This window comes from Anaeromassilibacillus senegalensis, assembly GCF_001261775.1.
GTDB lineage: Bacteria > Bacillota > Clostridia > Oscillospirales > Acutalibacteraceae > Anaeromassilibacillus > Anaeromassilibacillus senegalensis.
Genome location: NZ_LN868537.1, coordinates 104,445 through 127,692, shown reverse-complemented (window position 1 = coordinate 127,692; position 23,248 = coordinate 104,445). Strand labels below are relative to the sequence as shown.

Here is a 23,248-nt window from a genome sequence, read left to right as displayed (position 1 = left end):
CTTTACCCAATTTGCCGCGCGATCTCATTCATCACGGATTCGATGGCACGGCGCGTTTCCACAGGACTTTCCACCGGCTGGTTGAAATTGACCGTCACCTGGACCGGCTGCGCCTCCCGGGCTGAAGCGAGCGACGCCGGCGGCTGCGGCAATTGTGCCTGGTTCTGCTGTGTCTGGTAGAACTTGTCCGCAGCGGCGTTGGCCTGGTCGATCAGGGTTTGCTGGTAATCGCTGATTTGCTTGGTGACGTTCTGAACATAGTTCAAAACATCCCTGAATTTGTTTTTAAACCCGTCCGCGAGCTTTTCGCCAATGGTCTGCCCCGCAAGATTGTACTCTGGGGCGAAGGCTTTGATGAGTTCCACGATCTCCTTCTGCGTGTTCTCCATAATGGCTTTCTCGGCCTCGGCGCGCAGCTGGAAGTCGCTGGTCATCTTGTCGTATTCCTCATTGACCTTGTCCAGCTGATCCCGCAGATCATCCTGCTGCTTCTGGGATTCCTCCTGGACTTTTTTCATTTCCTCTTCCAGGCGTTTCCGCTCAGCTTCCCGGGCTTCCTCGTCCAGGCGCTTGCGCTCCTCTTCCTCCAACCGGGCCAGCTCCTGCTGGTACTGCTTGCGCTGGTAGTCGTCCTTCTCGTAGGCAATCTGGAGGGTAAGGGCCTGCTTCTTGCGCTCGTACTCCCGGCGTTTTTCCTCGCTCTCCTGCTGCTTGTTCAACTCGTCCAGCGCGTCGATCTGGCCTTGAATGGCGTCCACGGTTTCATCTTCCCACTTCTGCCAGTTCTCAATACTCTCATTGATTCGGTCCTGCTCCGCTTTGCGCTGCTCCTCATAGCGGTTCCGCAGGGCTTCCATGATGGCCTCGGCCAGATTGTCCACCGCCTGGACTTCCTGCTGGTGCAGCTCCCGCTTAAGGTTATAGAGCTTGATTTCCAGTTCCATCTGGATTTCCTTGTTCTTGCGGTATTTCCGTTTCAGTTTTTCGAGCTGCTTGATTTCGTCTTCGGTGGAATACTGGCCCAGGCTGACTTTATTTTGAATCCGCTTCAGCTCGGAGTCGTACCGGGATTTTTCGGCTTGCTCTGCTTCCTTTGCGAGGCGGATGCGGGCAGCATATACCTTCTCGTCCAGGTCCATCTTCTGCTCGGAGGTCAGGCGGTATACGCGCTCACTTTCTGTGAGCAGGTCATACTCTTTGAGCGACACTTCCGTCACCTTGCGCTGGATTTCCTCCAGCCGGGCAAGCTCCGCCGCTGTGACGTCTTCGCCCATGGCTTTGCGATGGGCAAATTCTTTGGTTACGGCATCCAGCATGTCCTGGGACGCCTGCTTCCGCGCTTCCGCAACGGATTTCTCGGCCTGATAGATACGGTAGCTGAGATCGAGCTGCTGCTCCTGCGTCAGCTTGAGGTCCCGGGCATCGGACATGTATTGGCGCTGGATGTCCCTCAGCCGTTCAAGCTCCTGATCTGGTTTCAGCTGATCCATGCGCTTGTCCTGCTCGATGCTGCTGTACTCGGCGCTGAGCTGATCGGCAAGGGACTGCTCTGCTTTGTCCTGCATCTGCTTTTGCAACGAAAAAATGCGGTACTCCAGGTCCATGCGCTCGTCGGCGTTTTTGCGGTAGGTGGCTTGCAATACCTCCAAGCGAGCGAGCTTTTGCTCGTCGTTGATGCGCTCTGTCTTACTAAGGTGGTCCAGCTGTTTGAGCTCCTCGGCCAGGGCCTCATTGCGCTCGCTCTTGGATCCAGATGATTTTTTCCCGCCGCTTCCGGTGAAGGTGTCGATGTTGGCCGCTTGGCTTTTGATCGTCTCAATTCGGGCATTGGCCGCATCGATGTCCTTTTGCAGCTGCTCGGCGCGTTCCAACTGATCTGCCAATTCTTTTGTTGCGGCCTGCTGATCGGCTATCGCTTTGGAGTATCGCTGTTCGTTGCGGCCTTCGTCCAGGGCGTTACCGCTGTCCGCCTTCAAAGAGCCCCCCCGAACCCTCGCAAGTTCGCCATATGCCGCTATCTGTTGCTGAATTAGATCAATCGTATCAAGAACTTTTTCCCTAGTCGAAGTTAATTCGTCACGGTCTGCCTCCAGTTGTTGAATGTGGACTTGTTTCCGGATTTCAAAAAGGTCCTTGAGGACCTCACCATTTCGAAGAGTATAGTCCCCTGTCTCCTGCAGATACGCGGCAACCTCAGGATACGCCGCGGCGAGAGCATAAAGCTGCTCCACGCTCAACTGCTGACCGTCTGAGAGCTTACCGTAGGCCGTGGCAATATCGTTGAGGCTGTCGATCTGATTGCCGTAGTCGATCTGGCCCATCACGTCGGTCAGTATCTTGCCGTTTTTGAGCGTCCTATCGTGCGTTTGATCGAGATACTCATAGATTGTTGGGAAGGTCTGGGCCAGTTTTTGCAGTTCATCCCGGGACAGCGCTGCGCCGGAAGTCAGTTTTTGATAGGCATTTGAGAGGTCCCCCACGCCTGCCTCCTGCTGGCCGTACTGCTCAGTGAGGATGTAATTCAGGTCGGCTAATTGCTGGGCCTCTGCAAAAAACGCCTCCACGTTCGCCGAATTGTTCATTTTTTCACTGATTTCTTCCGCAATTTCTAAATAGGTTTTGCCTTGGGTTATCATTTTATCTGTAGTCTCTTTTGAACGGATCAAATGTGTTGCATACGCCTGCTGAGCATCGGATGCAGCATATAATGAAGCTGTCATTTCCCCGTTTGCATCTGCTACTCGCACTGCGTTGTAAATTGCTGCTTCAGCCCACTGACCAATTTCGTTTGTGCCAAACTCTACCATCCAATCTTCAACCTCCTGCAACCCCTTTTTCGCGTCCGCAAGAAGGTTGTTGACGTCTCTGGTTGTTTCCGAATAGCTACCACCTGCATAAGATTTTCTGGTGACTGTAGTCTGGCCTTGCGCTAAATATTCTTCATATTCTTTGATTTGTCTCGTCAAATTGGCGTACTTATCGGCTTGAGCTTTGATGTTGGCTGAATAGTCAGCACTTTTCAGCAACTTTTCGCGATTGAGGCGTTCTTCTTCCCGCATCAGCGCGAGACGTTCCTCCAAACGCTGGTTGTTGTCTATTATTGCTTTACCCTCATTATCATACCCAATGACGAGGTCGGGAAACGTACTCGCCAACGCATCGTTGGCCGCACGCAATTCATCAACGGAGGAGGCATTATCCTGTAAAATACGTATATTGGCCTCCAGTTCTGCTATACTTTGCGCGTATTCTCTTGCCTTTTCTATGCCTTCCTCAAACGCCCGCCGCTGCTCCTCGCGCATGTCTTGGTACCACTCCACGAGCGCCATGATCACCGTGATTGCGATGCCTATACCGGCAGTTATGGCCGTGGCGTAGGAAGTAGCAGACGGGGCCCCGTCTGCCATGGCGCGCCTGATGGCATTGATCTGCGTGATGACAGCATCCAAATTTCCACCCAGATCAGGGGCAATTTCATTCACCACCCGCAAACCAGTAACCAGAAGATCAGCTCCTTCTTTGGCCTCCTCGGCGGCCTCTTTCATTTCCGCCCCACTTGCTATATCTTTCTGCTTATCAATAAATCCCTGCTGCGCTGACTGAATGGAATTAAACTGTTTCTCTAACTCTTTCAGCTTAGCCTTTTCGGCGTCAAGCGCCTCAACCGCTTCCATGCTTTTCTGTATTTGTTCCTGCGTGGTGCTGCTGTAGACTGGCGGTGATTCTTCGGTAATTTTTTGCAAATCGGCGATAGCCTGCCGCTGCTTTTCCATCTCAGAGTGCAGAGATTCCATCTCTTCCTGATACCGAACAATGCGAGACAAATTTTTTTCAGGTACTAAATCGACCCTGTACGGCTCCAGATTTTTCGCCTCTTGCACCACATCGGCCAGTTGAGATTTAACCGCGTCCAGCTTTTGCTGTACCTCCACCACATAGCTTGCTACCGTTTTTGCCGATTGTGCCTGATCGTCACTTTGGATCGGCTTCTTCTCCAGATCGTGTAAGCGCGTGACGGTATCAAGGTGGCTAATATAGATTTGGTTTAATTCGACAATCTGTTGCTTCAGAGCCGCCGCCTTCTGGACAGCAGCGTCACTTATCTCAGACGCTTTGCTACCCTTCTGGGCGGATTCCCCCATCTTTTTCCACGCGTTTTCTGTTTCTTCTACTTTGTCGTACAAATTAGTTAAGTCAATGTCAAATTTAGTGTATACGGTTCCTAAATTCACATCCGGCATTTTTGTTCCCCCTTAAAAATGAGCATCAAAAAACCGCGCCCCCGAAGGAGTGCGGTTTCTATAGCTATTAAAATCATCAATCGATTTGATCGGTCGGAGAAATCATGATATTAATTTTCCCGTCATCACTCATTGTAAAATAAGAGATGCCGTTTGCTTCAAACAGTGCCTTTGATTTACCTCCTATTGCAACGCTAAATACTGATTTAATCAAGTTTTCTCCATCTTTATCATTGTTATTAAAATCTTCATCAAGTATTGCGGCTGTAACACCAGAGGTGGTACCAAGATCTATCATCTGATACTTTGTCGCACTTTCTCTTATAGTTAACAGTACAGCGGAAACTTTTGACTTTCGCTCGTCAGCAAATATTGATATTTCAGTCCCTGCGCTTGTTTTTATCAGGGCATATCGATCGACTTCATCAACAGACAATATGTTGTCCTTTATTTCGGATAACAGTATTTTTTTCATAAACTCGTCGGAAGGCAAGTTAAAAATACTACGCCCGTCGCTTCCCGTAACAAACTTAGCATTTGGATCGTCTATATTTTTTACAACCCAAATTCCTCCTATGATGAACACCAATAGTAACAGCGGAATCGCAACCAGCAGCCATTTCTTGCTTTTTTTCTTGGTTACCGCTATGTCTCTGCTTTGGGCCGCGCCCGATTCTGCCGCCGCTTGACCGTCTTCCGCGCGCTCTGGCTCAGCGCAACCCGCCATTTTCTCCTTGCACTGATCGCAGCATAATGCACCATCCTCTATTTCTCTACCGCAAACCATACATTTCATAATTCTTCCCCCTTGCAATAAACATTACCACAAAAAGGGAGAAGTTGCAATCATCGGGCGCAAGAAAACCGCGCCCCATACAGGGTGCGGTTCTTGTCGATCCACAGGCTCGCACGGAGCCTGACCTCCGTTTGCGTCCGCCAACCTTATAGCATCTTATTTCAATCCACAGGCCCCTCGCGGAGCCTGACCCATGCGATAAAAGGCGTCCACATAAGCCGCCGTATTTCAACCCACAGGCCCCTCGCGGAGCCTGACCGGATTTGCTCAACCAGCGTGTTGCGGACGTGGTGATTTCAACCCACAGGCCCCTCGCGGAGCCTGACACGCCATCAAAGATCAGATAGAGCTGTACCGGCAATTTCAATCCACAGGCCCCTCGCGGAGCCTGACGCTACAAAGGCTGCCAAAGTAAGTGAAAAAATGATTTCAACCCACAGGCCCCTGCGGGCACTGACCGGGGACCACTCTGTTTTTTCCCGCTTTCGTTTTGATTTCAACCCACAGGCCCCTGCGGGCACTGACCAGCAAAAGTCACCAAACAGCATACTTGTGTCTGATACAACTTTCACAGAAAATTAGCAAATAAGCAAATTTCCATTTTTATCATACCCTAACTTTGCTATAGATGCAACCCATAGAAGAAATATAATATCTCTTTTTCAGGTGCGAATCCTCCGGGATTTTCATGTTTGCTTGGGGCTCGCCCTAAATCCGAATACTCAGCGCCATGTTGCCAGCGGTCAGGCTGATCTCACCATACGGCATGTCCAATTGGTATGTTTGCTTGGGGTTCGCATTCAACGCCGGAGCTTTCGTCGGCTCCATCAGTGCCATGACCTCATCGCGGAGCGCCGGGCTTGCCTCATACAGCCGCAGGGCGATTTGTACCCCACTGCGATGCAGGTACATCAGCGTGTTGCCCTCGTAGTGCCGCCCGTATTCCTGTTCCAGTTGCGCTTTTATATCCCAGCCCGCGCCGTTGTAATCCCAGCCCGGGCGGAAATAGGGGCGTTTGTACAGCCACCTCTTTTTCTGATTTTCGAGCGGGATCATTCTGAGGAAATCCTCCTCCGGCAGAATGGGGTGACCTTTATAGTACATCACCTGAGCGGGCGGCGGTGTTCTCAACGCCTCCTCAAGTTCATGGAACCTGTTAATGTACGCCGCTGTGAATAACACTCCCTTTTTGCCAGTCAGCTTGTGGGCAATCAATTCGCAGCCTTTTTTGGTTACGAGATAGCAACGACGCTGTTCGCCTTTACCGTCAATATAGGCGGAATCTTGGAAAAAATCAACCGACGCAAAATTGCGTTGGTTGGTATCTGACATATAGCTGACATATGTTCCAATGTCTCGAAGTAGGTCTGCGTGTCGTTTTCCAACCATCTGCGCAACTTCGCGGCTGTCGATCGTCGGCGCGGGTTCTGACAGTTTTAACATGGTATACCTCCTAATCTCTTGCAGGAGGTCGCCGCATCTGGTATAATAGATTTATCAGATGGGTAACCTCTGGTGCATAGAACATTCGCTTTTCTTTCGAGGGAGCAGCGGATGTTCTATTTTTTTACTTTGGCGTATACCTCACGAATTCCCTGCCGGATTATATCCGATTTAGTCATTCCCGTGGCTTTGCAGCAATACTCAAGCAGCGTCAAATCTTCGTCTGACATTCTTATACGGGTTTCGTGCCGCTTAGGATCATCCGTGGGTCTGCCTATTCTTGATGACACTCACTCACCTCCTTTATGTGTCACCATAATACCATATGGTGACACATAAAGCAAGTGGTTTGGAAAATTTTTCTTTTCTCTTGCGGAAATTGTCAAACCGGGCTATAATATGAACAAGTAATGAACAAAGGAGGATAAAATTATGGTAAATTTAAAATTTTACTATGCCGCATTGCGCAAATTTGGCTTTGCGAACGAACGCAATTTAACAGGGGACGAAATCCAAGAAGTCAAAGATGCTATGTCGCGTGGTATTAATTACCCGCCTGACGTCGATTTAAATGGAAACAAGTATGTACGTATAATGGACGATTTAGACGATAAAACATTTCGCAGGATGTTTGCGATCAAAGTCCTTGAATTGTTGAGCACTATTAAAAGTTGTGTGGTGTTTTTTACTGTACTTACAGTTATGGGTATTTTGGTTTATCTCTTCCTCGTTTTTGGACGCATATAATTACTCCTCCAATTCATCCGCAAACACTTCCTCGTCCCTGCCCCCCGGCGTGTGCATATCATTGTACTCGTCCATGACAGCCAGGAACTCATCCATATAATATCCCTCCATCAGCTCCGTGCGAGTAATCCCGATGCTCTGCGCGATGGCTACCCAGCGCTGGAACCAGTATTCGCTTGCTTGTCCGTCGGCTTTACCAGCCGGCGGACGATTCCGAAAAAATCCGTCATGTCATTGGCCTGCCAGGCCGCTTCGATGATTTCCGCCAGCTCCATGAGCCCCAGTGCGTCCGGCGCGTCCGGGTCCAACAGGCGGGCAGCCGGGATGTCCAGCAGATCGGCAACCGCGCGGCAGAACTGCTCTGGGACCACCGTCAGCAGGCGCAGGGTCAGCTCCGCGACGCCGTCCTTGTCGAGCCGCTCCAGGGCAAGCAGCCCCTCCAGAGGCGATCCCGCGCCGGGAGCAATTGCACTGAACAGCGTTGCGGGCAGGTCATCAATGGCGCGCAGCACTTGCAGGTACTTCCCTACTGGCAGCTTGCGGATTTTGACGCCGTACAGCTCCCGTGTCGGCGGTGCGCTCATGCGCAGGCTCTTGTCCGATGTATGTAATAGATGTTTTAACATCGATTGTTTTCCTCCTAAGAGGGCGGCTTTGAGGCCGCCCTTTTTTGTTGCGTAATTACGCTGTCGGGAAGGCCGGGATGGTGTCCAGCCAGGTCAGGGCCGCGCCCTTGTCCACGTCTTTTGTGCCACGGATTTTACCGTCGGCGTTGCGCGGACTGCATTTAAAGGTCAGCTCGTAGGTCTGTGCGTCGTTGTTGTCGCTGCGGGTATTGTGCGTGATCTTGTACCCGGAGCACTTCGCCACATAGTAGCGGTAGAGGCGATAACCACCGTCTGCGCGCAGGGCGGAGAACGTCAGCGCATACTCCGGAGGCACGTCGAAGGTGCTCTCCTCCAGCTCGTCTGCAACGTCTGCCATGTCGACGCCGCCCAGCGCAGCCAGCAAAGCAAGGTCCATCTCATTGACCGTGACCACCAGCGTGGTATCGGACCATTCCGCACCGCTGTCATAAACACCGTCGTCGCCCGGAATGGTGAACTCGCTCCGGTTATCGGTCGGCGCGCAGGACCGGGCGCCCAGCAGGACCTTCTTCTCACCTGTCGCCGTGTAGGACCCGGCGGTGTTCACCGTGACCGGAATAATGCCAAGATTGGCAAATCCTTTTAAATATTTCTTGCCCAAGTTTTGTTCCTCCTTAATTTTGGCCCCAAAGGGCCACCTCAAAATAGAATGTTGTGTATCCGGGACTGGATTCCAGCTTGACCGGCCCCCGGCGCGGGCGCGCGATACAGAAGACGTCCTCTGTCAGCTCGATCAGGGTCTCCTCCGGGCCGCTGTCCAGCAGTATGAAAAGGTCCCTGCAAAGATCATGTGCCTCGGCGTAGGTCCCGCGCCGCACCTGAATCTGGATGTAATGGACACCTGTCCCGTCGTTAATGGGTCCCACGGTATGTTCCCATTCCATCAGTGCGATCACGTCCCGCTGCTTCTCGGGCGCGGGGACCGTATCTACACAGACGGTGGTGTACCCCAGGGATTTCAGATGGCTTTTCAGTGCGTCAATCACTGCCGTCCCCTCCCATTACGCGCAACAGCCGCTCGATCAATATCCTTTGCAGCTCGCCCTGATCGTCGACGATGACCGATTCAAGGTATTTCGACCTGCCCTCACGGTGGCTGTAGCCAGTTTGCTCGTGTTGGTCCGCAGCATACTTTTCGCTAAATCCGACTTCTGCCAGCGTCGCAATCTCCGGAACTGGCCCGGTGATCACAGTGCCCGGCTCCGGCCCCACGCCTTTTGCGTAAGGCGCGCCGTCCAGCGTCACATACCCGCTGCCGCGCAGATCGCCGTTGTCCACAGGCGCACGTTGTACCGCCTCGCCCAATATGTACAGAGCAATATCCGCAAGCCCCTGCGCGCCGCCGCTCTCCATGTTATCCACAAACTCCTGCAAGCCCTGCGTCGCTTCCTCCAGTCCGGCCAGATACTCTCCGGACGGTATGTTCATTCGGTATCCCATTACAACACCACCTCATAATGGTCCAGATCGCCGAACAACCCCTCGATCGGCGCTACGCTCTTGACCGTGTAAATCTGGCCGTCGAGCTGCACCTGGTCAAACGGATGCAGCTTTGTATCTGTCAGCAGGGTTGCCTCGCTCAGCACCCGGTTACCGTCCCTGTCCAGGACTTCTTTGTGCGTGTAATCAGCGCGTGCCAGGAAGGGCTCTGGGGCCTCCGTAAGCACTGGGGCATACTCGGTATCTCCATACTCATTAAGGCCCTCACAGCGCCATACACCGCAGGATTTTGTATACAAGGCAGACCAGATACTCATACGATCGCCGCGCTTCCCAAGAGGTAGGGCCGCAGGAGCCCGGCGGCATCCATGCTGCACACCGGGGACCTGCGGCCGCTGTCCATGTCTTTGTAGCTTTCGGAGGCTTTGCCCAGACTGATGGACTGGACGCCTTGCTCCTGCAGCGAGCGGCGAGATTGTGCCTGTGCATCGGTCAAGGCCAGAGCTTCCAGCGCCTGCGCCCGTTTGACCGCCGCCGGAACGTCGCGGTTCATGTCCCGCGGGAAGGACATCTCCTGGAAGATACTGTGCTTGCGGCCGGCGTATCGCAAGAGCTCAATGTGCAGCGCCGCAGCTTTCAGGTACCCTTCTTTCTCCGGTTCGGTAAGGGTAGTCCATCGCCCATATCCTTGGTCTCCGTAGAGGAGATCGTCGGCTTCAGCGGTGGTGATGTAGGTGTCTGTTCCAACTGTGAGCATATCCTCACTTCCTTACTTTTTGAACTTTGCCAGTACCACCTTGGCTTCGTTGGAAAGGGTGGCGACATAGTGCTTGTCGGCAGACACGTCCGTGGTGCGGGAAAGAGTGTGCCGCTCAGTTTCTACGTTGGTATCTCGCTTGAGATAGATGGTGATTGCGGGCACTTCGTCTTCGGTCTCCGCGTCCTGCTCCAGCTTGACGATGGGACAGGCATAGCAATCCACCTGAGATCCGGAAGCGCCGACCTTAACCGCGGGTACCTTTTTGGAAGCCACCACACGGCAATTGCAGATTTTTCCAATCTCGCCGGACATCACCACACCGGCGGTATATTTGTCCGCGGAAAGGAAGTTTGCATCCTTGCGCAAATCGGTCACCTGCTTCGGATGGACAAACAACACCTTTTCGGTGTTGACCTCTTCGTCCAGCAGGTCAATTGCGTCCACGATCCCTGTGTAATCAATCTTCTTGGCGGACCCGTCAAAGACGATCGTCGCGGTCTGGAGTGCATCCATGCAGTCGTTATCCACCTTAGAGGCAATGGCCTTGGCGAGCTGCCCGTTGGCCTCGCCAACAGGGTTCCCATAGCCGGAAAGGACGGCCTCATCGGTGAGGGACACCGCCTTCATGGCCTTCTTCACGGTCGCCGTCTTCGTAGTGGTGGACATCTTGGCCGGTGTGACCTCCACGCCCTCAGCCACATCCTCGGCATCTCCAATATCATAATTATTCGACGGTGTTCGCTAGGCACCGCCCGTTCTCTTATGAACTGCTCATGGTCGCCCATGAGATTAGACTATATCACCAACTGAAAATCAGTTGCCTCCCATTTCCACGCGCTTGCGTGTACTTCCTTTCGGAATAGTCGTTGAACCTTACTAGCCAATACCGTTCTTATATTTGCATACATTATCTCAATATGGTACAATTAATTAGGAGGCGATTTACATGTCCCATAAAAAGACCCCAGAACAATTTCAGGAGGAAATCACAAACATCTATTCAGGCGAAGTGGTCCTTCTAACTCCTTATACCAAACTGAGAGAAAAGATTCTTGTACGTTATTGTTCATGCGGGCACGAACAAATGAAAGCCCCAAGCAAGCTACTTGCCGGCCAAGGGTGTGGGCTATGCAAATTTAAGAAACTATCAGAGACCAAAACTCGTTCTCAGCAAGAATACATCGATGCACTCAAACAGCGTGGTATTGCGGTCGACGTGTTGTCTGAATACACAGGACGCGTGAATAAAATCACTGTACGGAACCAAGCTTGTGGGCATGTCTATAGTGCAAACGCTGGGAATATATTGCGGGGTAGTGGCTGCCCTATATGTCATGGCATGAAGGACACAAAAATGTTTATTGATGCTATTGAACAAAAATATCCTGGTGAATACACCATCATAGGCGAATATAAAAACAACAGGACTCCCATTAAAGTAACCCATAAATGTGGTTATACATGGGAGGTCATTCCTAAAGATCTATTGCGTAGCATTCGTTGTCCAAACTGCATCAAATCCAAGGGCGAATTGTTTGTCAAAAACTTTTTAGACAGCGCGGGATTATCCTACAAATGCCAGCACATATTCCCTGAATGCCGTGATTCAAAGCCGCTCCCTTTTGATTTTGTCGTTGAAAAGGATAACCATCTTTTTGCGATAGAATTTGATGGTTCACAGCATTTTGGCAATTCAAATTATTGGGGAGACCATTTGCAGCGTTCTAAGATTTCTTTACACGACAGACTAAAAAATGAATATTGCACCCAGCATAACATTCCCTTACTTCGTATTCCGTATTGGTGGTTGCGATCCGATAGAGCTAAAAACGAATTAAAATCCTTTTTGATGTGTTGATTTGGCTAGTCTTGGCTGCTGATTGTCTCAATGAGAGTTTCCAGCAATTAGAGAGGTTTTCTATGGGCATCGTTGCCCATAGGCGCATATTGTTTACGCGTACGACGGGACCGTGACGGTGTCTCCGGGAACCCCCTGCAAAGTCGTGTCAACCTTTGCGAAGGGGGCCACAACCAACTTCTTCGGCACCTTGGCGGAGATCATGTCCGCCATCACTTCGGGGTCAATGAGTTGCGCAAGTTTTGTCAGATTTTCAGCCATAGTTCTATTACTCCTTTAATTTTTCATAGATTTCGGGATGCTCCTGTTTGAGCTTGAGCCGCTCCAGGTATCCCATTTTTGTAAACGCTTCTTTGGTTACCTCGCCCTGTCCTCCCTGCGCGCCTGCGGCAGGATTCTGCGGCACATATTGGGGCCGCTGTGCCACCTTGACTGCCGGGAACTCCTTTGCAGCAGCCTCCACGGCCTCCTTGAGACCCGCAACCTCGCCTTTGTCGTCCACGCTTACCTTGGACAGATCAATTACTTTGGACAACAGCTTGTGATCGTATCCTTCCATTGCCTTCAGTTCGGCGCTGATCAACCGCTGGTTTGCCGCGGTCAGGGCATCGTTGAGCTGCTTTTGCTGTGCCTGCTGATAGGTGGTCAGGCGGCCGTCAAGATCACCCAGTTCTTCGCCATCCTTCAGCCCCAGCGCTTTGCGTAAAACAGATTCGTACGTTTTGGCTTTCGTGCGGTAATTGGCGCTTTCCCCACGCAGCGCAGAGACATATTCCTCGGAAAAGGTTTTTCCCGCTGGCGCGGAAGGCTGGTTAACCGGTTCTGCCGGCGCCGGATCTCCCGGTTCAGCAAACAATTGGATGTTCGGTTTCAAATAGTTCGGCATCTGGCCGTCCTCCTTCTGCGGGTTCTGCCCGCGCAAAATAAAAGCGCTGCCGCCTGGGCAACGCTCCTGTGTATTGTTTTGGCGCTTGACCCCGCGCCGGGAGATGAAGCACCACCTCCTTAAAAAAGGCATAAAAACACCGCCTGGCTTTATCAGCTGGGCGGCTATTCACTGGATTCTCTATTAAATATTTCCATTATCTCCTGAACTTCTTTTTCGCTGGGTTCCCAGACATCTGGCACGTCAGGATTGGGGTCATCGTTGGTCCAATCATTCATCCTTGCGAGAAACTTATCATGATCTGAAAGTTCCTTATATCGATTATTCTGTTCTGACCTGGGGAGGTGCCGAAACTCTTTGAAGGTCAATTGGTTATTCTTCATTTCTCTTCCTCCAGATCTGAGTAAAACATCCGTATATTTGTTAACCTTAAATCTTACGCCTCCGAAGTGCAGTCATTCATTTGGTTCCCACAACACCTGGTCGACTTCATCAATGGTAACCGATGGCCAATCGCCGAATTCTCCTCCGGTGTCCACCATGTAAGCGATTGGTTTTCCGTATTTATTTAAATGGATATGCATGACTGTCCCTTTACTGCCGTCTTTAAGTAGAACGATACTGTGCTCTTTTATTGTCGTCAACATACGCTGTCACCATCCTTGGAGTATCCTTTCCAGTATCAAATATCCAACCGGTAATCACCGGCTGTTTGTTTCCGTTGGGACCTCGAATCAGCATGCGAACTTCAAACTGCTCGCCGTACCCTTTATTCCCTTTATGAATAGCCCGAAAGTTCACCAGGCCTTCTTTTATAGCTGCTTCCAACACGTCAGCATTGGCTTCAGTATATCTCAACGCCCGATCAAAAACAAGCGCTTTGTTTTTTCCAGATTCATTATATTTATTCAGAGAATAACCGATGAGCTTTTTATCGATTCCCGTCGCCCACTCATAATTGGGTAGCGGCGGATGATCCGCATCGACCCCGTACTCCTGAAGAAAAGCCGCGTCCCATTTCAACTGTTGGTAACGAACAGAGTTTGCCCGCTTCATTGAGCGGAACCCAGCGAAGGTTTTCGGTGCATCTTCCGGCAGTAGGGATTTATACCGCTTCCATTCCCTCAAGTCATCGTTGCGCGCCCGCTTCACCGCCTGCTCTTGAGCGTAGGCTTTGCACTCTGCGTCGCTGCGCGTGTCCTCGAACGGCCGCATGCTCATGCGGGACATCTCCGCCAGTTCAGCGCGGGAATACGCTCTCGCCGGCAGAATAGTAAACCTGTGGCGGCAGTTGGGGTGAATGGTTTCATACCCATGGACTAGCGCCGTCTCATACAGCAGCGGAAACCGCAGCGGTTCGCCGTTTGGGCTCTGGTATTTGCCATTGGCGGCTTCCCGGGTCAATGCATACACCCGGCCCTGATACTGCGCGCAAATCTCACAGGTCGGCGCGTGCGTCGTACAGCGCACCAAATCATATCCCCATTCAGCAGCCTGCACGATCTTCGCTTTGTTTTGGGCCTCGGCGGGAGTGGTACGGGACACCATCGCGGCGTATTTGTCCAAGGGGACAATTTTCCCGTTTTTGTACCTTACACCCATCCGCCCGCTCTGCTGCCGGAGATTCAACCCCAGGAGACGCTGTTCCAGGTCCTTCTGCATTTCGCGGACGGTGCCTCCTGTCGCGGTCTTCATCGCTGTTGCCCGGAGACCGGCTTCCCGAATTTCATCTTGCATCCGGCGGCCCACGATGTTGACCGCTTTTGTAAGGCTGTCCACCGTATTCCGCACGATCAGATTGATCTGCTCAGCATGGATACGGGAAAAGAGATTGTATACCGGCGGCGCCGGAATCTTGACCTTTAGGATATCCTCTACCGCGCTTTCCAGCCCCGTTTTGTAGCCCTCAAGGACCATCTGCCGGACAACCTCCGGCGTGGCTTTTTTAAGCTTCTTGAGCAGTTCTGTGATCTGCTTGAGGACATTGCGCTCGTAGACTGCGGGAGAGCCGCCCAGCGCCTTTCTCTGGATGATCTCGACCAGTTTCTTTTGGGCAGCCTCATAGAGATTCAGCAACTCCTCAGCGGCAGTCATTTGACGTCACCGACTTTGAATATACGACAGGTTCATTTTCAATTGTGACCGCCCATTCTTTTGTGGTCGTCGCTTCACACATTTGATAAAGTTCCGATGAATTATGTTTACCATGTTTGCAATGTGTCTTTTTACAGCTTACAGCTTTTTGGGGATCGCACAGATACAAAGTTTTGTTACTCACAGCTTTTGTTCCTCCTTTCGCAAAGATTGATTCTCCAGCGTCTCCCGCGGCATAGCGCTTCCCATGTCCTGTTCCGCGTCGTCCGCGCGGATTTCTTCCAGCTCAGCGGCAGCATCGGTTTCTCCAAGCCCATCCAGCCGGCGGATTGCAGTATGCTGGCTGATGGTGGGCCGGTTGCCCGTCCGCACCGCCATGATCTGCGCATTCTCAGCTTCGTCGTCTGGCAGGCCATCATTCCACTTGATACTGATGCTTTCCACCGGCAGCGCTTCTCCGTAGATTGCCGCACACGCCGATATCAGGCCTTTCAGCGCCGGGTCAAAGCTGTTGGCAATCCTTCGGGCCTTAGCAAGTGGAGACATCATCAACCTACGCAAAGCGGATCCGCTCGGCACGGTCCCGGTCTTGCTGGCAAGGTCGCCGAAGATCGCGGAACCCATCTCGCTGATCGTGTAGAGCTGGTTGATGAGGAGTTCAATCTGCTGGAAGTTGGCCGCCATAGAAGCGTCCCAAGTGATATACTGCGGCGCGGGGTCATCTCTGGTATTCTGCGGATAGTAGTTCCCGACCTTCAGCCGCCACTCCCCGGTGACCTGGTCCTTTTCCAGCGCACTGGCAGGGCCGCTCATACTCGGAGCCGCATGCTTATCTAAAACTTTGCTCACCTGTGAGATACGGACCATCAGTTCCGATATGATGCTGTCAATGCTCTGGTAATCATCGATTCCGTATACCCGGTCACTGGTCAGCACATTGGACACCCGGAACACCGGGCAAACCTGCAGCTGCGTCTCAAGCAGCACTTCGTCCTCACTGGTAATCTCCCGGCCAATCTGCCAGTTGTTTTCGCTACCAGACAGGCTATACCGGTGCTGCTCACAGTCCTCTGGCTTCTCCGGGTTATGCACCTGCACCTTGAGTTCCCAGCGCGTGCGTTTTGTGTCCAACGGATGTGCCCAGCCGAACGCATGGTACAGTGTGTGCTTGATATTGTCCCGATCCACTACCGGATACCAGTTGCGGGGGCTGGTGGCGTCAATAACCGGCGTTCCGCCGCGGTTGCCCAGAAGCAACAGGCCGTCGCCGTACCGGCTCACATCGATGGCGCACATGTACGCCGCATTGAGCAGATTGGTTCCGGACAGGATACGGTCAATCACCGCCTGCTGTCCGCTCTTAGCCGCCGTGATCTTAGGCGGTTCACCGAAGACCAGGTCTGCAATCTTCAGGCTTATGAGCTTCTGGTAGCTGAGAACGGTTCCATAGGACACGACACTGGAAAAGTTTCCAATTACACGTTCAATGCGCCGCATTTGCTCCCGGTATACTTCGGCATGCTCGTCTTCAAACAGCTTCCGGTTGTCGTCGTAGCGTCTCAATCGCTGCTCTTCGCCTTCCGGCGGCCAGCGGGCACCGGTGCATAAAAAATCCAAGCTGGTAAGCACTATGTATCATCCTCCAATCGTTATGGGTCCGGGATTCGGACGGCCAAATACTTCCATGCTGAAATACCGAAGGGCGTCCATCGCGTGGTCGTTGATCTTGAGTGGCTTATCCTCGCCGCGCTGCGCTGCCTTATCATCCCAGACGTAGCCCGGCAGTTCTTCCAGCGCATTCGCGCAGCACTCACAGATCTTGATCTTGCCGCTCGAGAGAGCTGTCGCCGTGACGCGAATACCGTCCAGCACGGCGTTGTCCGCCGGACGGACCATGAACTGCCCGTGCTGCCGGATGGTAGCAATCATCGAAGCTGCGGACGGATCCACGATCACCGCGCGAATTGGCGGGTCACCAGCCAGCTTGACCAGCTCGGCGTAATACTGTTCGTCGGTCTTCTGGGCTTTCTGATCGCGCCCAGAGTAGTAATACTCCCGGAGCATGTACCACACACCGCCACATTTGCCCCAGAGCAGCATCGCCGTGGGGTTCTGCGTGCCGTAGTCCATGCTGATGTAATACTGCGTGCAGGGGCCGGGCGGCGCGGCAACGACGTGCTTGGTTTTGTCAAACATGTCGTAGATGCGGCCTTCCGCCAGCACCCAAAGGCCGAGAATGTACCGGTCGTAAAAAACGCCGCTGAACTCTTTCTTCGCCTCTTCAATTCCTTCCGGCGTCATAGCGGGGTTGTCGTCCATCAGGAAGTGTAGGTGCCTTGCGCCTCTCTCTTTGGCCTTCAACACCCACTCCTGATTAAACCAATGCTGTGGGCCTTCCGGGTTACAGTTAAACCATAGCTTCCTATTTGAGTAAGTCAGTGTTCGGGCTATGGCTTGATCCACAAAGCTCCGCGGCATCAGGGCAACTTCGTCGAACAGTACGCCCGCCAGCGTAAGGCCCTGAATTAACATGTAGCTGCTTTCATCCTTGCCGCCAAAAAGATAGAAGTAGTTTTCAATTTTGCCACAGCGGACCGTGAGAATGCTTTTAGAGACTTTATACTCAAGGCAATACGGAAGTCCCTCAATAGATTGAAGCGGCATCAAAATGTTCCGTTCCGCGCTTCGCACGGTCTTACCACAGATAGCAAAGTTGGTCCGGTCAAAATGTGACATTGCCCATATCATATAAGCCAGAATCATAGACACCGTCTTTCCGGATCGGACAGCTCCGTCACAGATGAGGGTAATTTCCGGCTGCTCGATGAATCTAAGGATTTGCCCTTGCTTTTTAGAAAACGTTTTAATCCGCATTCTTCACAGCCTCCTTAATCGCTTCTGCCAAATCATCCTGCACTTCTTCCTTGCTTTCATTGATCTGTATCTTCCTCTCTTCGCTTCTCTGCCGCAATTCAAAATACAGCTTTATCGCCTGTACGTCCCCGGCTTGTATCTTCCGGGATAATGCCTTCCAGACCATTCCCAGTTCAGCGTCTGCATACTTTTCCACCAGCTCATTCACAATTTTTATAAAATCCGGGTTACGCATCCATCGGTGAAGGGTTGATCGTGCTACACCGGCCGCGGTTGCAATATCCTGTTTTGTGCCTTGGAAGTCAGGATTGGCGAGGCATTCCGCTGCGACGACCATTCGCGCATCCAAAATGGAATCTGTATTGTTTTGTAGCACATCGCCACCCCTCATTTTGCGTCGTTACCACAACTGGTCTCATCCGGCGGCCGGCCTCTGCTTGCCGCGATTCTTGCTGCGTGCAGCTGCAGACACAGGTCCCCGCGAATGCAGGAGAGCTGATTATACCGGGCGTTCTCCATCCAGTTGTTGCTGGTCCTGAGCTGAGCGAGCTTTGCATCAATGGCTGCGATTTCAGCTTCGTACTCTGTGATGAGTTTTTCGTAGTTTTCCATTCACATTACCTCCAAAAATGGGCAGCAAAAAGCGCCCCCTTGGCAAAGAGGCGCTTTTCAAAAGAAAGGAAGAAAATATGATAAGGCATCTTGTAATCTGTCTCATCCGGTCCTCCGGAACTCCGTGATTATATAGTACCACAATGGAAACTCCAGTGAACTCCATTTTACTCCACTTTACTCCGAAACACTCCAGAAAACTCCGGGTTTTTGACGGCCATCCCGGGAAGAACGGTCTGCGCGGACAAATCTGCCAGCAGTTGCTTCGCCGCACGGGCCCGGTCGTAAGTCGCACTCTCGCTGTAACCAACCTCCGCCGCGATTGCTTTCCACGGCGGGTGCCGGCTCCAGGCCGCGCGTTTGCGTGGCTCCCGCGGCCCCATGTAGGCCAGCTCGAGAATGCGCCTGTCCGTGCGGTCCAGGGTGTCCAGACTCACATACAGCCAGTTCTTTCGTTCCCGCAGCTCCACGATCCGCTCGCGGCATTCCTGGATAGCCTTGTCATATCCCAACAGGTCACTTGTAAGCGCTGTGGTGGCCGTCGGATCTCCGTGCTGTCCCTTTCCCCCAGGAAGCCCTGAAAGGCGCATAGAGGGTGTGCAGACGCTCTCCTGTTCCGCCTTCAGCTCCCTGATCTCATTCAGTATCCCCTGTATCTTTTGAGGGATGTCGTAGTACTCTTCCAACAGGCTTTGCACCTGCCGCGGCGTCATCTGCTGCAATGATGCATCCCTCCCTGCTTTTAACCACGTCGATTTCGATACCTTTAAATCTCATTGATTGATACGATCACTTCACCTGCCCCGTCCGTGTATTGCTTCCGAATACTGGCAGCCACCACTTGCGCGTCATCCTTGTATGCCAGACCATTGAGCGCATCGCATATGATCTTACCGATGTTGTCCCAGTCCGGCTTCTTCGTCGGCAGAATTTCACAGCGCTTCATAGCTGCCGTGCGCTTTTTGCTGGTGCTCTTCGGAATAGGGAACAGTGCCACAATCGCCATACAAACAGGAACTTCACAAGGTTTCTCCAATCCTGCTTTCTTGGCCGCTTCATGGAAGCGCAGCCGCACCAATTCTTCATAGGCTACCGTTTTATCCGGATTGTAACTGACGCTGTCCCCGGATTTTATTCGCACCACCCGCGGGCGGGCTTTGCCCTGCGGCGGGCCGGGTATCGTAAAGCTGATTCTCATGTATTCTCTCCTCCCACCCTCTTTCACAATCCCAGCGCCACGGCAATCTTCCGCGCGGCGTTCTGGTACTCTTCCGGCGGCAGGTCCATCTGCCTCAGTCGGTCCTTCAAGCACTCGTAATGCGCCCAGCGCCGCAGGGGGCCGTCCCGGTTCCGCGCCCGAGCGTCGGCAAGCAGAAGCTCCGCCCTATGGTCCATATCGTGTCTCCACCTCCGTGAATGTGTGATATTGCGGCTGCCAGTGGAACAGAAAGTCTCCGGTGCCGCCATGCCGATTTTTTGCCAAGGTCAGGGTCATATCGCACCACGCGTCCCCCGTAAGCCGTCCCTTCTCTTCATCCCCGTCCTTCCAGAGGAACATCACGTAATCGGCATCCTGTTCCAGGTCCCCGGTTTCCCGCAGGTCTGAGAGTAGCGGGCGTTTTGTTTTTCTTTCTTCAGATTTTCGGTTCGACTGGGCAAGCTCTATGATGGGAATTTTCGTGTCGAGCGCGATTTGCTTAACACGGTTGCTCACCCATCCCAGCGCCCGGTAGGCGTCTTTCTTTTCCGGACGTTCCATCAAGCCAATGTGATCGATGAACACGACGTCCGGCCGGTACAGCTCGATAAAGCGCTTTATCTCATTCACCGAGATTTGAGGTTCCACTCGAAACTCGATCCTGGCGTCCTTTTCAAGAAGCTCAAAAACCCTGTTGACGTCCTGCTCCTCCTCTTCCGTCAATTCCTGGTCCCTGATCCTGCTTCCGTCGATATGCGTCATGTTGGACGCCGCCCGCTGCATGAGTTCCACGTCTGTCATCTCCATGGAGCAGTACAGCACCTTCTTCCCTCTCCGTGCCAGGTGCAGCACAAGGTTGATCGCAAAATCTGTCTTTCCGCCTCCGGACCGCGCCGACAACACCGTTACGGACCCCGGGAGGAAGCCCCCTGTCGCACGGTCGATAGAGCGATATCCCGTTTTTGCCGTCTCCGCCTTCGGAGCGCGAAACCACTCCCAAAAATGGTCAATTGCCTGCGAAAGGGATATCCCGCCTGCGTCTCTCTGGGCCCGTGTGATCCCATCCTGCTCCGCTACGAACTCGCGCAGACGCTCAATTATTTCTTCCGACGTGCGTTCCGAAGTCTCAATCGCAATCCCTGAAAGCGCTTCCTGAATGGTTCGCCGGCGCCACTCATCCCGCACGATTTGCAAATATTCCGGGCCATGGCGGGCCGTGGGAACGTAATCCGCCAGCTTCAGCAGCGTTTTCCGATCGTCCGGAAGACGTTCGATCAACGTCACGCCATCCAGGGGAAGCCCTGCCCAATACTGGTCCGTCGCTGCCTCAAAAATACGCCGCGTGGTGTTGTGTGTGAACATCTCCGGCGTCAGCGCATCAACCGCAAGCCTGGAAAAATCCTCGTCCAGCATCATACAGCCAAGGACGGACATCTCTGCCTCCACACTCATTCAGGCACCAACTCCTCCCAGCTGCATTCCCCTGATCGGAACCGCCGCATAGCCTCCTCGTGGCGCTCTTTCTCCTTCGCCAGGTCAGGAGGCAGCTCTTTCGGCGGACCGATTTCCGGATCTTCCGGAGCTTCTACATCCCCCGGCAGCTCGTCCTCCCAGCGCGTCTGGTTGAGCCAGGTAGAGGGGTTCGGTATGTACTGCCCCTTGTCCCGCTGCCATTGCTCGCTGCGCTTGGCCTTTTCAATCGCAGACAGCATGGCTGCCAGCAGGGTATCATCCGGGTTGAGCTTCGTAAAGATTTTCTCTGCATACCCTTTCCCCACTCTCTTGGGATACGCGGACCAGAAGCGAAGAAATCTTTCCTGGGCAGGGGTCGTGGAGGGCTGTTCACGGGTTTCGTTTCCCGCTGCCATTCCGGCCGTTTTTAAAACCGTTAGGCTCTCGCCTTGCCTATTGAGATTTTTTTCTTCGTCGCCGTCGTCATCCCCCGCAGGGGGGATTATAGGGGGTTCTTTACTATACTCTACTCTACTATACTCTACTTTACTTTGTCGCTTTTTCTCCACAGGCTGTCCCGAAAAAGCGTCTGTGCTCTCATTTTCGGGACAGAAATCCACTTCATCCCCCGGTTTTCGGTTCAGAAATGAGGGTTTCTGTGGAACGTCACGTTTACGCTTCTCATACACCGACTTCAAGTTGTTAACCAGTGTCTGGCACCAGATGATCCGGTTTTCCGTCCATAATTCGCGGTCAATCTTCCCGAGGTTTGCAAGCAGATCCAGAATCTGCTCTGCAATCTCTGCACTCACTCTGGTATACCCGATCAGATACTCCATATTGAGCGCATCCCTGCAGTCATATGCGTGGCCGTCTGTCTTGCAGAGCAGTTCCAGCAGTTTAAACCAGAAGGCGTATCCATCATTGCCGTACCGGCCTTCTAAGATGCTCTTTGTTCTGCTGTCAGCAACGAAATGAGGATAGTATTCCGCGACATCTTTCATTGTTCTTGCCATGGCGCACCGCCTTCTTGATCATTTATTACTCACTCGTTTCCGGCACAGGGCGGCCACTCATGCAACACATAGGTCTCCCCATACTGCTCCAGACATCCCACGTCGATCAGGGCCTTGATGAGCCCGGCCGCCTTCTTCATCGGCCAGTCCAGCGCCAGCGCGATGTCCTCCTGGGTCATGCCTGTAAGGTGGCCCTCCCGGTCTGCGTTGTCCAGGCCCCATGTCCACAGGTCGATCATCAACCCTATGGCATAGCGCCTGTCCACACGCAGGAGACGTGCAAGGGCCAGCGTTTTCTTGTACCTGGGCATCTCCTGATTCAATTCAAGCCATGTTGTCATTGCGCGTCCCTAACCTTTCGATCAAGTGTCTGTTCCGGTTCCTTCGCTCTGTTCCTTCACTTCTCCGGTTTCCTCGTCGACCTCATACCCTTCGACATCAATCAGCTTGTTCGGAACGCTGAACATGTCTTCGGACAGCTCTGTTTTAATCGTTTCGTCCGCGGAAACAGCGCGTACAAATTCTGCTTTCAGAGGCGCATACTTGAGCGCCTGCTTCAGCACGGTCTTCTTTGCCATCTCCTCAAAATTTGTTTGCCAGGGACCGTTGGAGTAAGCTTTGGAATACTTTTTAGCATGAGCGCGGACGTCCTCCACGCTCATGACCTCAAAGCCGAAGCCTCCGTCCCTGGTTTTATAAACCGCGTAGAACCAGGTCGGGTTTCCCCGTCCGCTCTTGCAAGGAATATGCTTCAATTTGGCGTCCAAACCGAATTCATATTCAAACGCATCGTTTTCGTAGACTGTGTGGGCCTGAATCGTGCTGATCTCGCCAGAACGATAGGCAAGATCGATGAGGCCCCTGTATCCAATCTGGAACTGGCATTCCAGTACCCCTTTGTTTCTATACGGAATCAGGTACGCATGTCCGAGTGGCGTATTCGGTTCCAGGCCGAGCTGCGCCGCCGTCATCATCGCGCCCAGAAAGGACGCCGGCGACGTCTCGCCCAGTTTGGGATTTGCAGAGATGGCGGACAGCGTAATCCTAGTAAAGCGATCCGGCGTCAACACGGAAGGCAGCGCCTTTTTAATCTCATTCGACATCTGCCGTATGTAGGACTGCATGGTCGGCGCAAGCTGCGCCTCCTGTTGGCTCTTCACAGCCTGCTGAATGGCTCCTGACAT

Annotated in this window: 27 protein-coding genes; 2 read left to right on the top strand and 25 right to left on the bottom strand. The window is 52.8% G+C overall.

Features of this window, described 5'->3' with window-relative positions:
* Positions 1–2: 2 nt before the first annotated feature.
* From BN2106_RS06235 to BN2106_RS06225, 3 genes are all read right to left on the bottom strand, one after another.
* The gene (locus BN2106_RS06235) at positions 3–4,241 is read right to left on the bottom strand and encodes a hypothetical protein (protein ID WP_050697731.1); all 4,239 of its coding nucleotides are present in this window, start codon (positions 4,239–4,241) and stop codon (positions 3–5) included.
* Between the two features lie 76 nt (positions 4,242–4,317).
* Positions 4,318–5,037 carry a hypothetical protein gene (locus tag BN2106_RS06230; RefSeq protein ID WP_050697730.1) on the bottom strand — a complete coding sequence of 240 codons (720 nt, stop codon included), beginning with the start codon at positions 5,035–5,037 and terminating at the stop codon, positions 4,318–4,320.
* Between the two features lie 708 nt (positions 5,038–5,745).
* A complete protein-coding gene (locus BN2106_RS06225) occupies positions 5,746–6,480 on the bottom strand; it encodes a Rha family transcriptional regulator (RefSeq protein WP_050697729.1) in 735 nt (244 codons plus the stop codon).
* A 432-nt stretch (positions 6,481–6,912) separates the two neighbouring features.
* On the opposite strand from BN2106_RS06225, the gene BN2106_RS06220 reads away from it, so the two are divergent.
* Complete coding sequence (locus BN2106_RS06220; RefSeq protein ID WP_050697728.1) at positions 6,913–7,227, top strand: hypothetical protein; 315 nt, start codon at positions 6,913–6,915, stop codon at positions 7,225–7,227.
* 149 nt (positions 7,228–7,376) lie between these two features.
* Here BN2106_RS06220 and BN2106_RS06215 read toward each other — a convergent pair whose 3' ends face one another.
* Genes BN2106_RS06215 through BN2106_RS06185 form a run of 7 tightly spaced genes read right to left on the bottom strand, consistent with a single transcriptional unit; the run spans position 7,377 to position 10,791 of the window.
* On the bottom strand, positions 7,377–7,853 hold the full coding sequence (locus tag BN2106_RS06215; protein WP_050697727.1) for a hypothetical protein: 477 nt from the start codon (positions 7,851–7,853) through the stop codon (positions 7,377–7,379).
* A 55-nt stretch (positions 7,854–7,908) separates the two neighbouring features.
* Entirely contained in the window at positions 7,909–8,475 is a 567-nt protein-coding gene (locus BN2106_RS06210) for a major tail protein (RefSeq protein WP_050697726.1), read from the bottom strand.
* A 13-nt stretch (positions 8,476–8,488) separates the two neighbouring features.
* Entirely contained in the window at positions 8,489–8,860 is a 372-nt protein-coding gene (locus BN2106_RS06205; RefSeq protein WP_050697725.1) for a phage tail terminator protein, read from the bottom strand.
* Positions 8,853–9,314 (bottom strand): hypothetical protein, encoded by a 462-nt coding sequence (locus BN2106_RS06200; protein ID WP_050697724.1) that lies wholly within the window; start codon positions 9,312–9,314, stop codon positions 8,853–8,855. Before BN2106_RS06200 ends, BN2106_RS06205 begins: the two co-directional genes overlap by 8 nt.
* Positions 9,314–9,631: a hypothetical protein gene (locus BN2106_RS06195; protein WP_050697723.1), complete on the bottom strand. Its 318-nt coding sequence runs from the start codon at positions 9,629–9,631 to the stop codon at positions 9,314–9,316. The genes BN2106_RS06200 and BN2106_RS06195 overlap by 1 nt, the downstream gene beginning before the upstream one ends.
* The gene (locus BN2106_RS06190) at positions 9,628–10,071 is read right to left on the bottom strand and encodes a DnaT-like ssDNA-binding protein (RefSeq protein WP_050697722.1); all 444 of its coding nucleotides are present in this window, start codon (positions 10,069–10,071) and stop codon (positions 9,628–9,630) included. The genes BN2106_RS06195 and BN2106_RS06190 overlap by 4 nt, the downstream gene beginning before the upstream one ends.
* 12 nt (positions 10,072–10,083) lie before the next feature.
* Positions 10,084–10,791 carry a N4-gp56 family major capsid protein gene (locus tag BN2106_RS06185; protein ID WP_082236396.1) on the bottom strand — a complete coding sequence of 236 codons (708 nt, stop codon included), beginning with the start codon at positions 10,789–10,791 and terminating at the stop codon, positions 10,084–10,086.
* Positions 10,792–11,020: 229 nt separating this feature from the next.
* Here BN2106_RS06185 and BN2106_RS06180 point away from each other — a divergent pair, with 229 nt between their 5' ends.
* Positions 11,021–11,932 carry a hypothetical protein gene (locus BN2106_RS06180; protein ID WP_050697720.1) on the top strand — a complete coding sequence of 304 codons (912 nt, stop codon included), beginning with the start codon at positions 11,021–11,023 and terminating at the stop codon, positions 11,930–11,932.
* A gap of 93 nt (positions 11,933–12,025) precedes the next feature.
* Here BN2106_RS06180 and BN2106_RS16080 read toward each other — a convergent pair whose 3' ends face one another.
* From BN2106_RS16080 to BN2106_RS06115, 15 genes are all read right to left on the bottom strand, one after another.
* Positions 12,026–12,193: a hypothetical protein gene (locus tag BN2106_RS16080; RefSeq protein WP_242846261.1), complete on the bottom strand. Its 168-nt coding sequence runs from the start codon at positions 12,191–12,193 to the stop codon at positions 12,026–12,028.
* A gap of 7 nt (positions 12,194–12,200) precedes the next feature.
* Positions 12,201–12,950 carry a phage scaffolding protein gene (locus tag BN2106_RS16460; RefSeq protein ID WP_050697719.1) on the bottom strand — a complete coding sequence of 250 codons (750 nt, stop codon included), beginning with the start codon at positions 12,948–12,950 and terminating at the stop codon, positions 12,201–12,203.
* A 32-nt stretch (positions 12,951–12,982) separates the two neighbouring features.
* Entirely contained in the window at positions 12,983–13,201 is a 219-nt protein-coding gene (locus BN2106_RS06170) for a hypothetical protein (protein ID WP_050697718.1), read from the bottom strand.
* A 223-nt stretch (positions 13,202–13,424) separates the two neighbouring features.
* On the bottom strand, positions 13,425–14,912 hold the full coding sequence (locus tag BN2106_RS06165) for a phage minor capsid protein (protein WP_050697717.1): 1,488 nt from the start codon (positions 14,910–14,912) through the stop codon (positions 13,425–13,427).
* 180 nt (positions 14,913–15,092) lie between these two features.
* Entirely contained in the window at positions 15,093–16,541 is a 1,449-nt protein-coding gene (locus tag BN2106_RS06160; RefSeq protein ID WP_050697716.1) for a phage portal protein, read from the bottom strand.
* Positions 16,542–16,547: 6 nt separating this feature from the next.
* Positions 16,548–17,786 carry a PBSX family phage terminase large subunit gene (locus BN2106_RS06155; RefSeq protein WP_050697715.1) on the bottom strand — a complete coding sequence of 413 codons (1,239 nt, stop codon included), beginning with the start codon at positions 17,784–17,786 and terminating at the stop codon, positions 16,548–16,550.
* The gene (locus BN2106_RS06150; RefSeq protein ID WP_195891794.1) at positions 17,776–18,162 is read right to left on the bottom strand and encodes a phBC6A51 family helix-turn-helix protein; all 387 of its coding nucleotides are present in this window, start codon (positions 18,160–18,162) and stop codon (positions 17,776–17,778) included. The genes BN2106_RS06155 and BN2106_RS06150 overlap by 11 nt, the downstream gene beginning before the upstream one ends.
* A gap of 11 nt (positions 18,163–18,173) precedes the next feature.
* On the bottom strand, positions 18,174–18,398 hold the full coding sequence (locus tag BN2106_RS06145) for a hypothetical protein (RefSeq protein ID WP_050697713.1): 225 nt from the start codon (positions 18,396–18,398) through the stop codon (positions 18,174–18,176).
* Positions 18,399–18,565: 167 nt separating this feature from the next.
* Positions 18,566–19,120: a hypothetical protein gene (locus BN2106_RS06140; RefSeq protein ID WP_050697712.1), complete on the bottom strand. Its 555-nt coding sequence runs from the start codon at positions 19,118–19,120 to the stop codon at positions 18,566–18,568.
* A gap of 44 nt (positions 19,121–19,164) precedes the next feature.
* Positions 19,165–19,596, bottom strand: a complete 432-nt coding sequence (locus BN2106_RS06135; protein WP_050697711.1) for a RusA family crossover junction endodeoxyribonuclease — start codon at positions 19,594–19,596, stop codon at positions 19,165–19,167.
* Positions 19,597–19,619: 23 nt separating this feature from the next.
* Entirely contained in the window at positions 19,620–19,793 is a 174-nt protein-coding gene (locus BN2106_RS16070; RefSeq protein ID WP_154666438.1) for a hypothetical protein, read from the bottom strand.
* Positions 19,783–21,048: a replicative DNA helicase gene (locus tag BN2106_RS06130; RefSeq protein WP_050697710.1), complete on the bottom strand. Its 1,266-nt coding sequence runs from the start codon at positions 21,046–21,048 to the stop codon at positions 19,783–19,785. The genes BN2106_RS16070 and BN2106_RS06130 overlap by 11 nt, the downstream gene beginning before the upstream one ends.
* Positions 21,045–22,064, bottom strand: coding sequence for a DUF4373 domain-containing protein (locus BN2106_RS06125; RefSeq protein WP_050697709.1), 1,020 nt, complete (start codon positions 22,062–22,064; stop codon positions 21,045–21,047). The genes BN2106_RS06130 and BN2106_RS06125 overlap by 4 nt, the downstream gene beginning before the upstream one ends.
* Before the next feature lie 29 nt (positions 22,065–22,093).
* Positions 22,094–22,405, bottom strand: coding sequence for a hypothetical protein (locus tag BN2106_RS06120; RefSeq protein ID WP_050697708.1), 312 nt, complete (start codon positions 22,403–22,405; stop codon positions 22,094–22,096).
* A gap of 21 nt (positions 22,406–22,426) precedes the next feature.
* Entirely contained in the window at positions 22,427–23,248 is an 822-nt protein-coding gene (locus BN2106_RS06115; RefSeq protein WP_195891793.1) for a recombinase RecT, read from the bottom strand.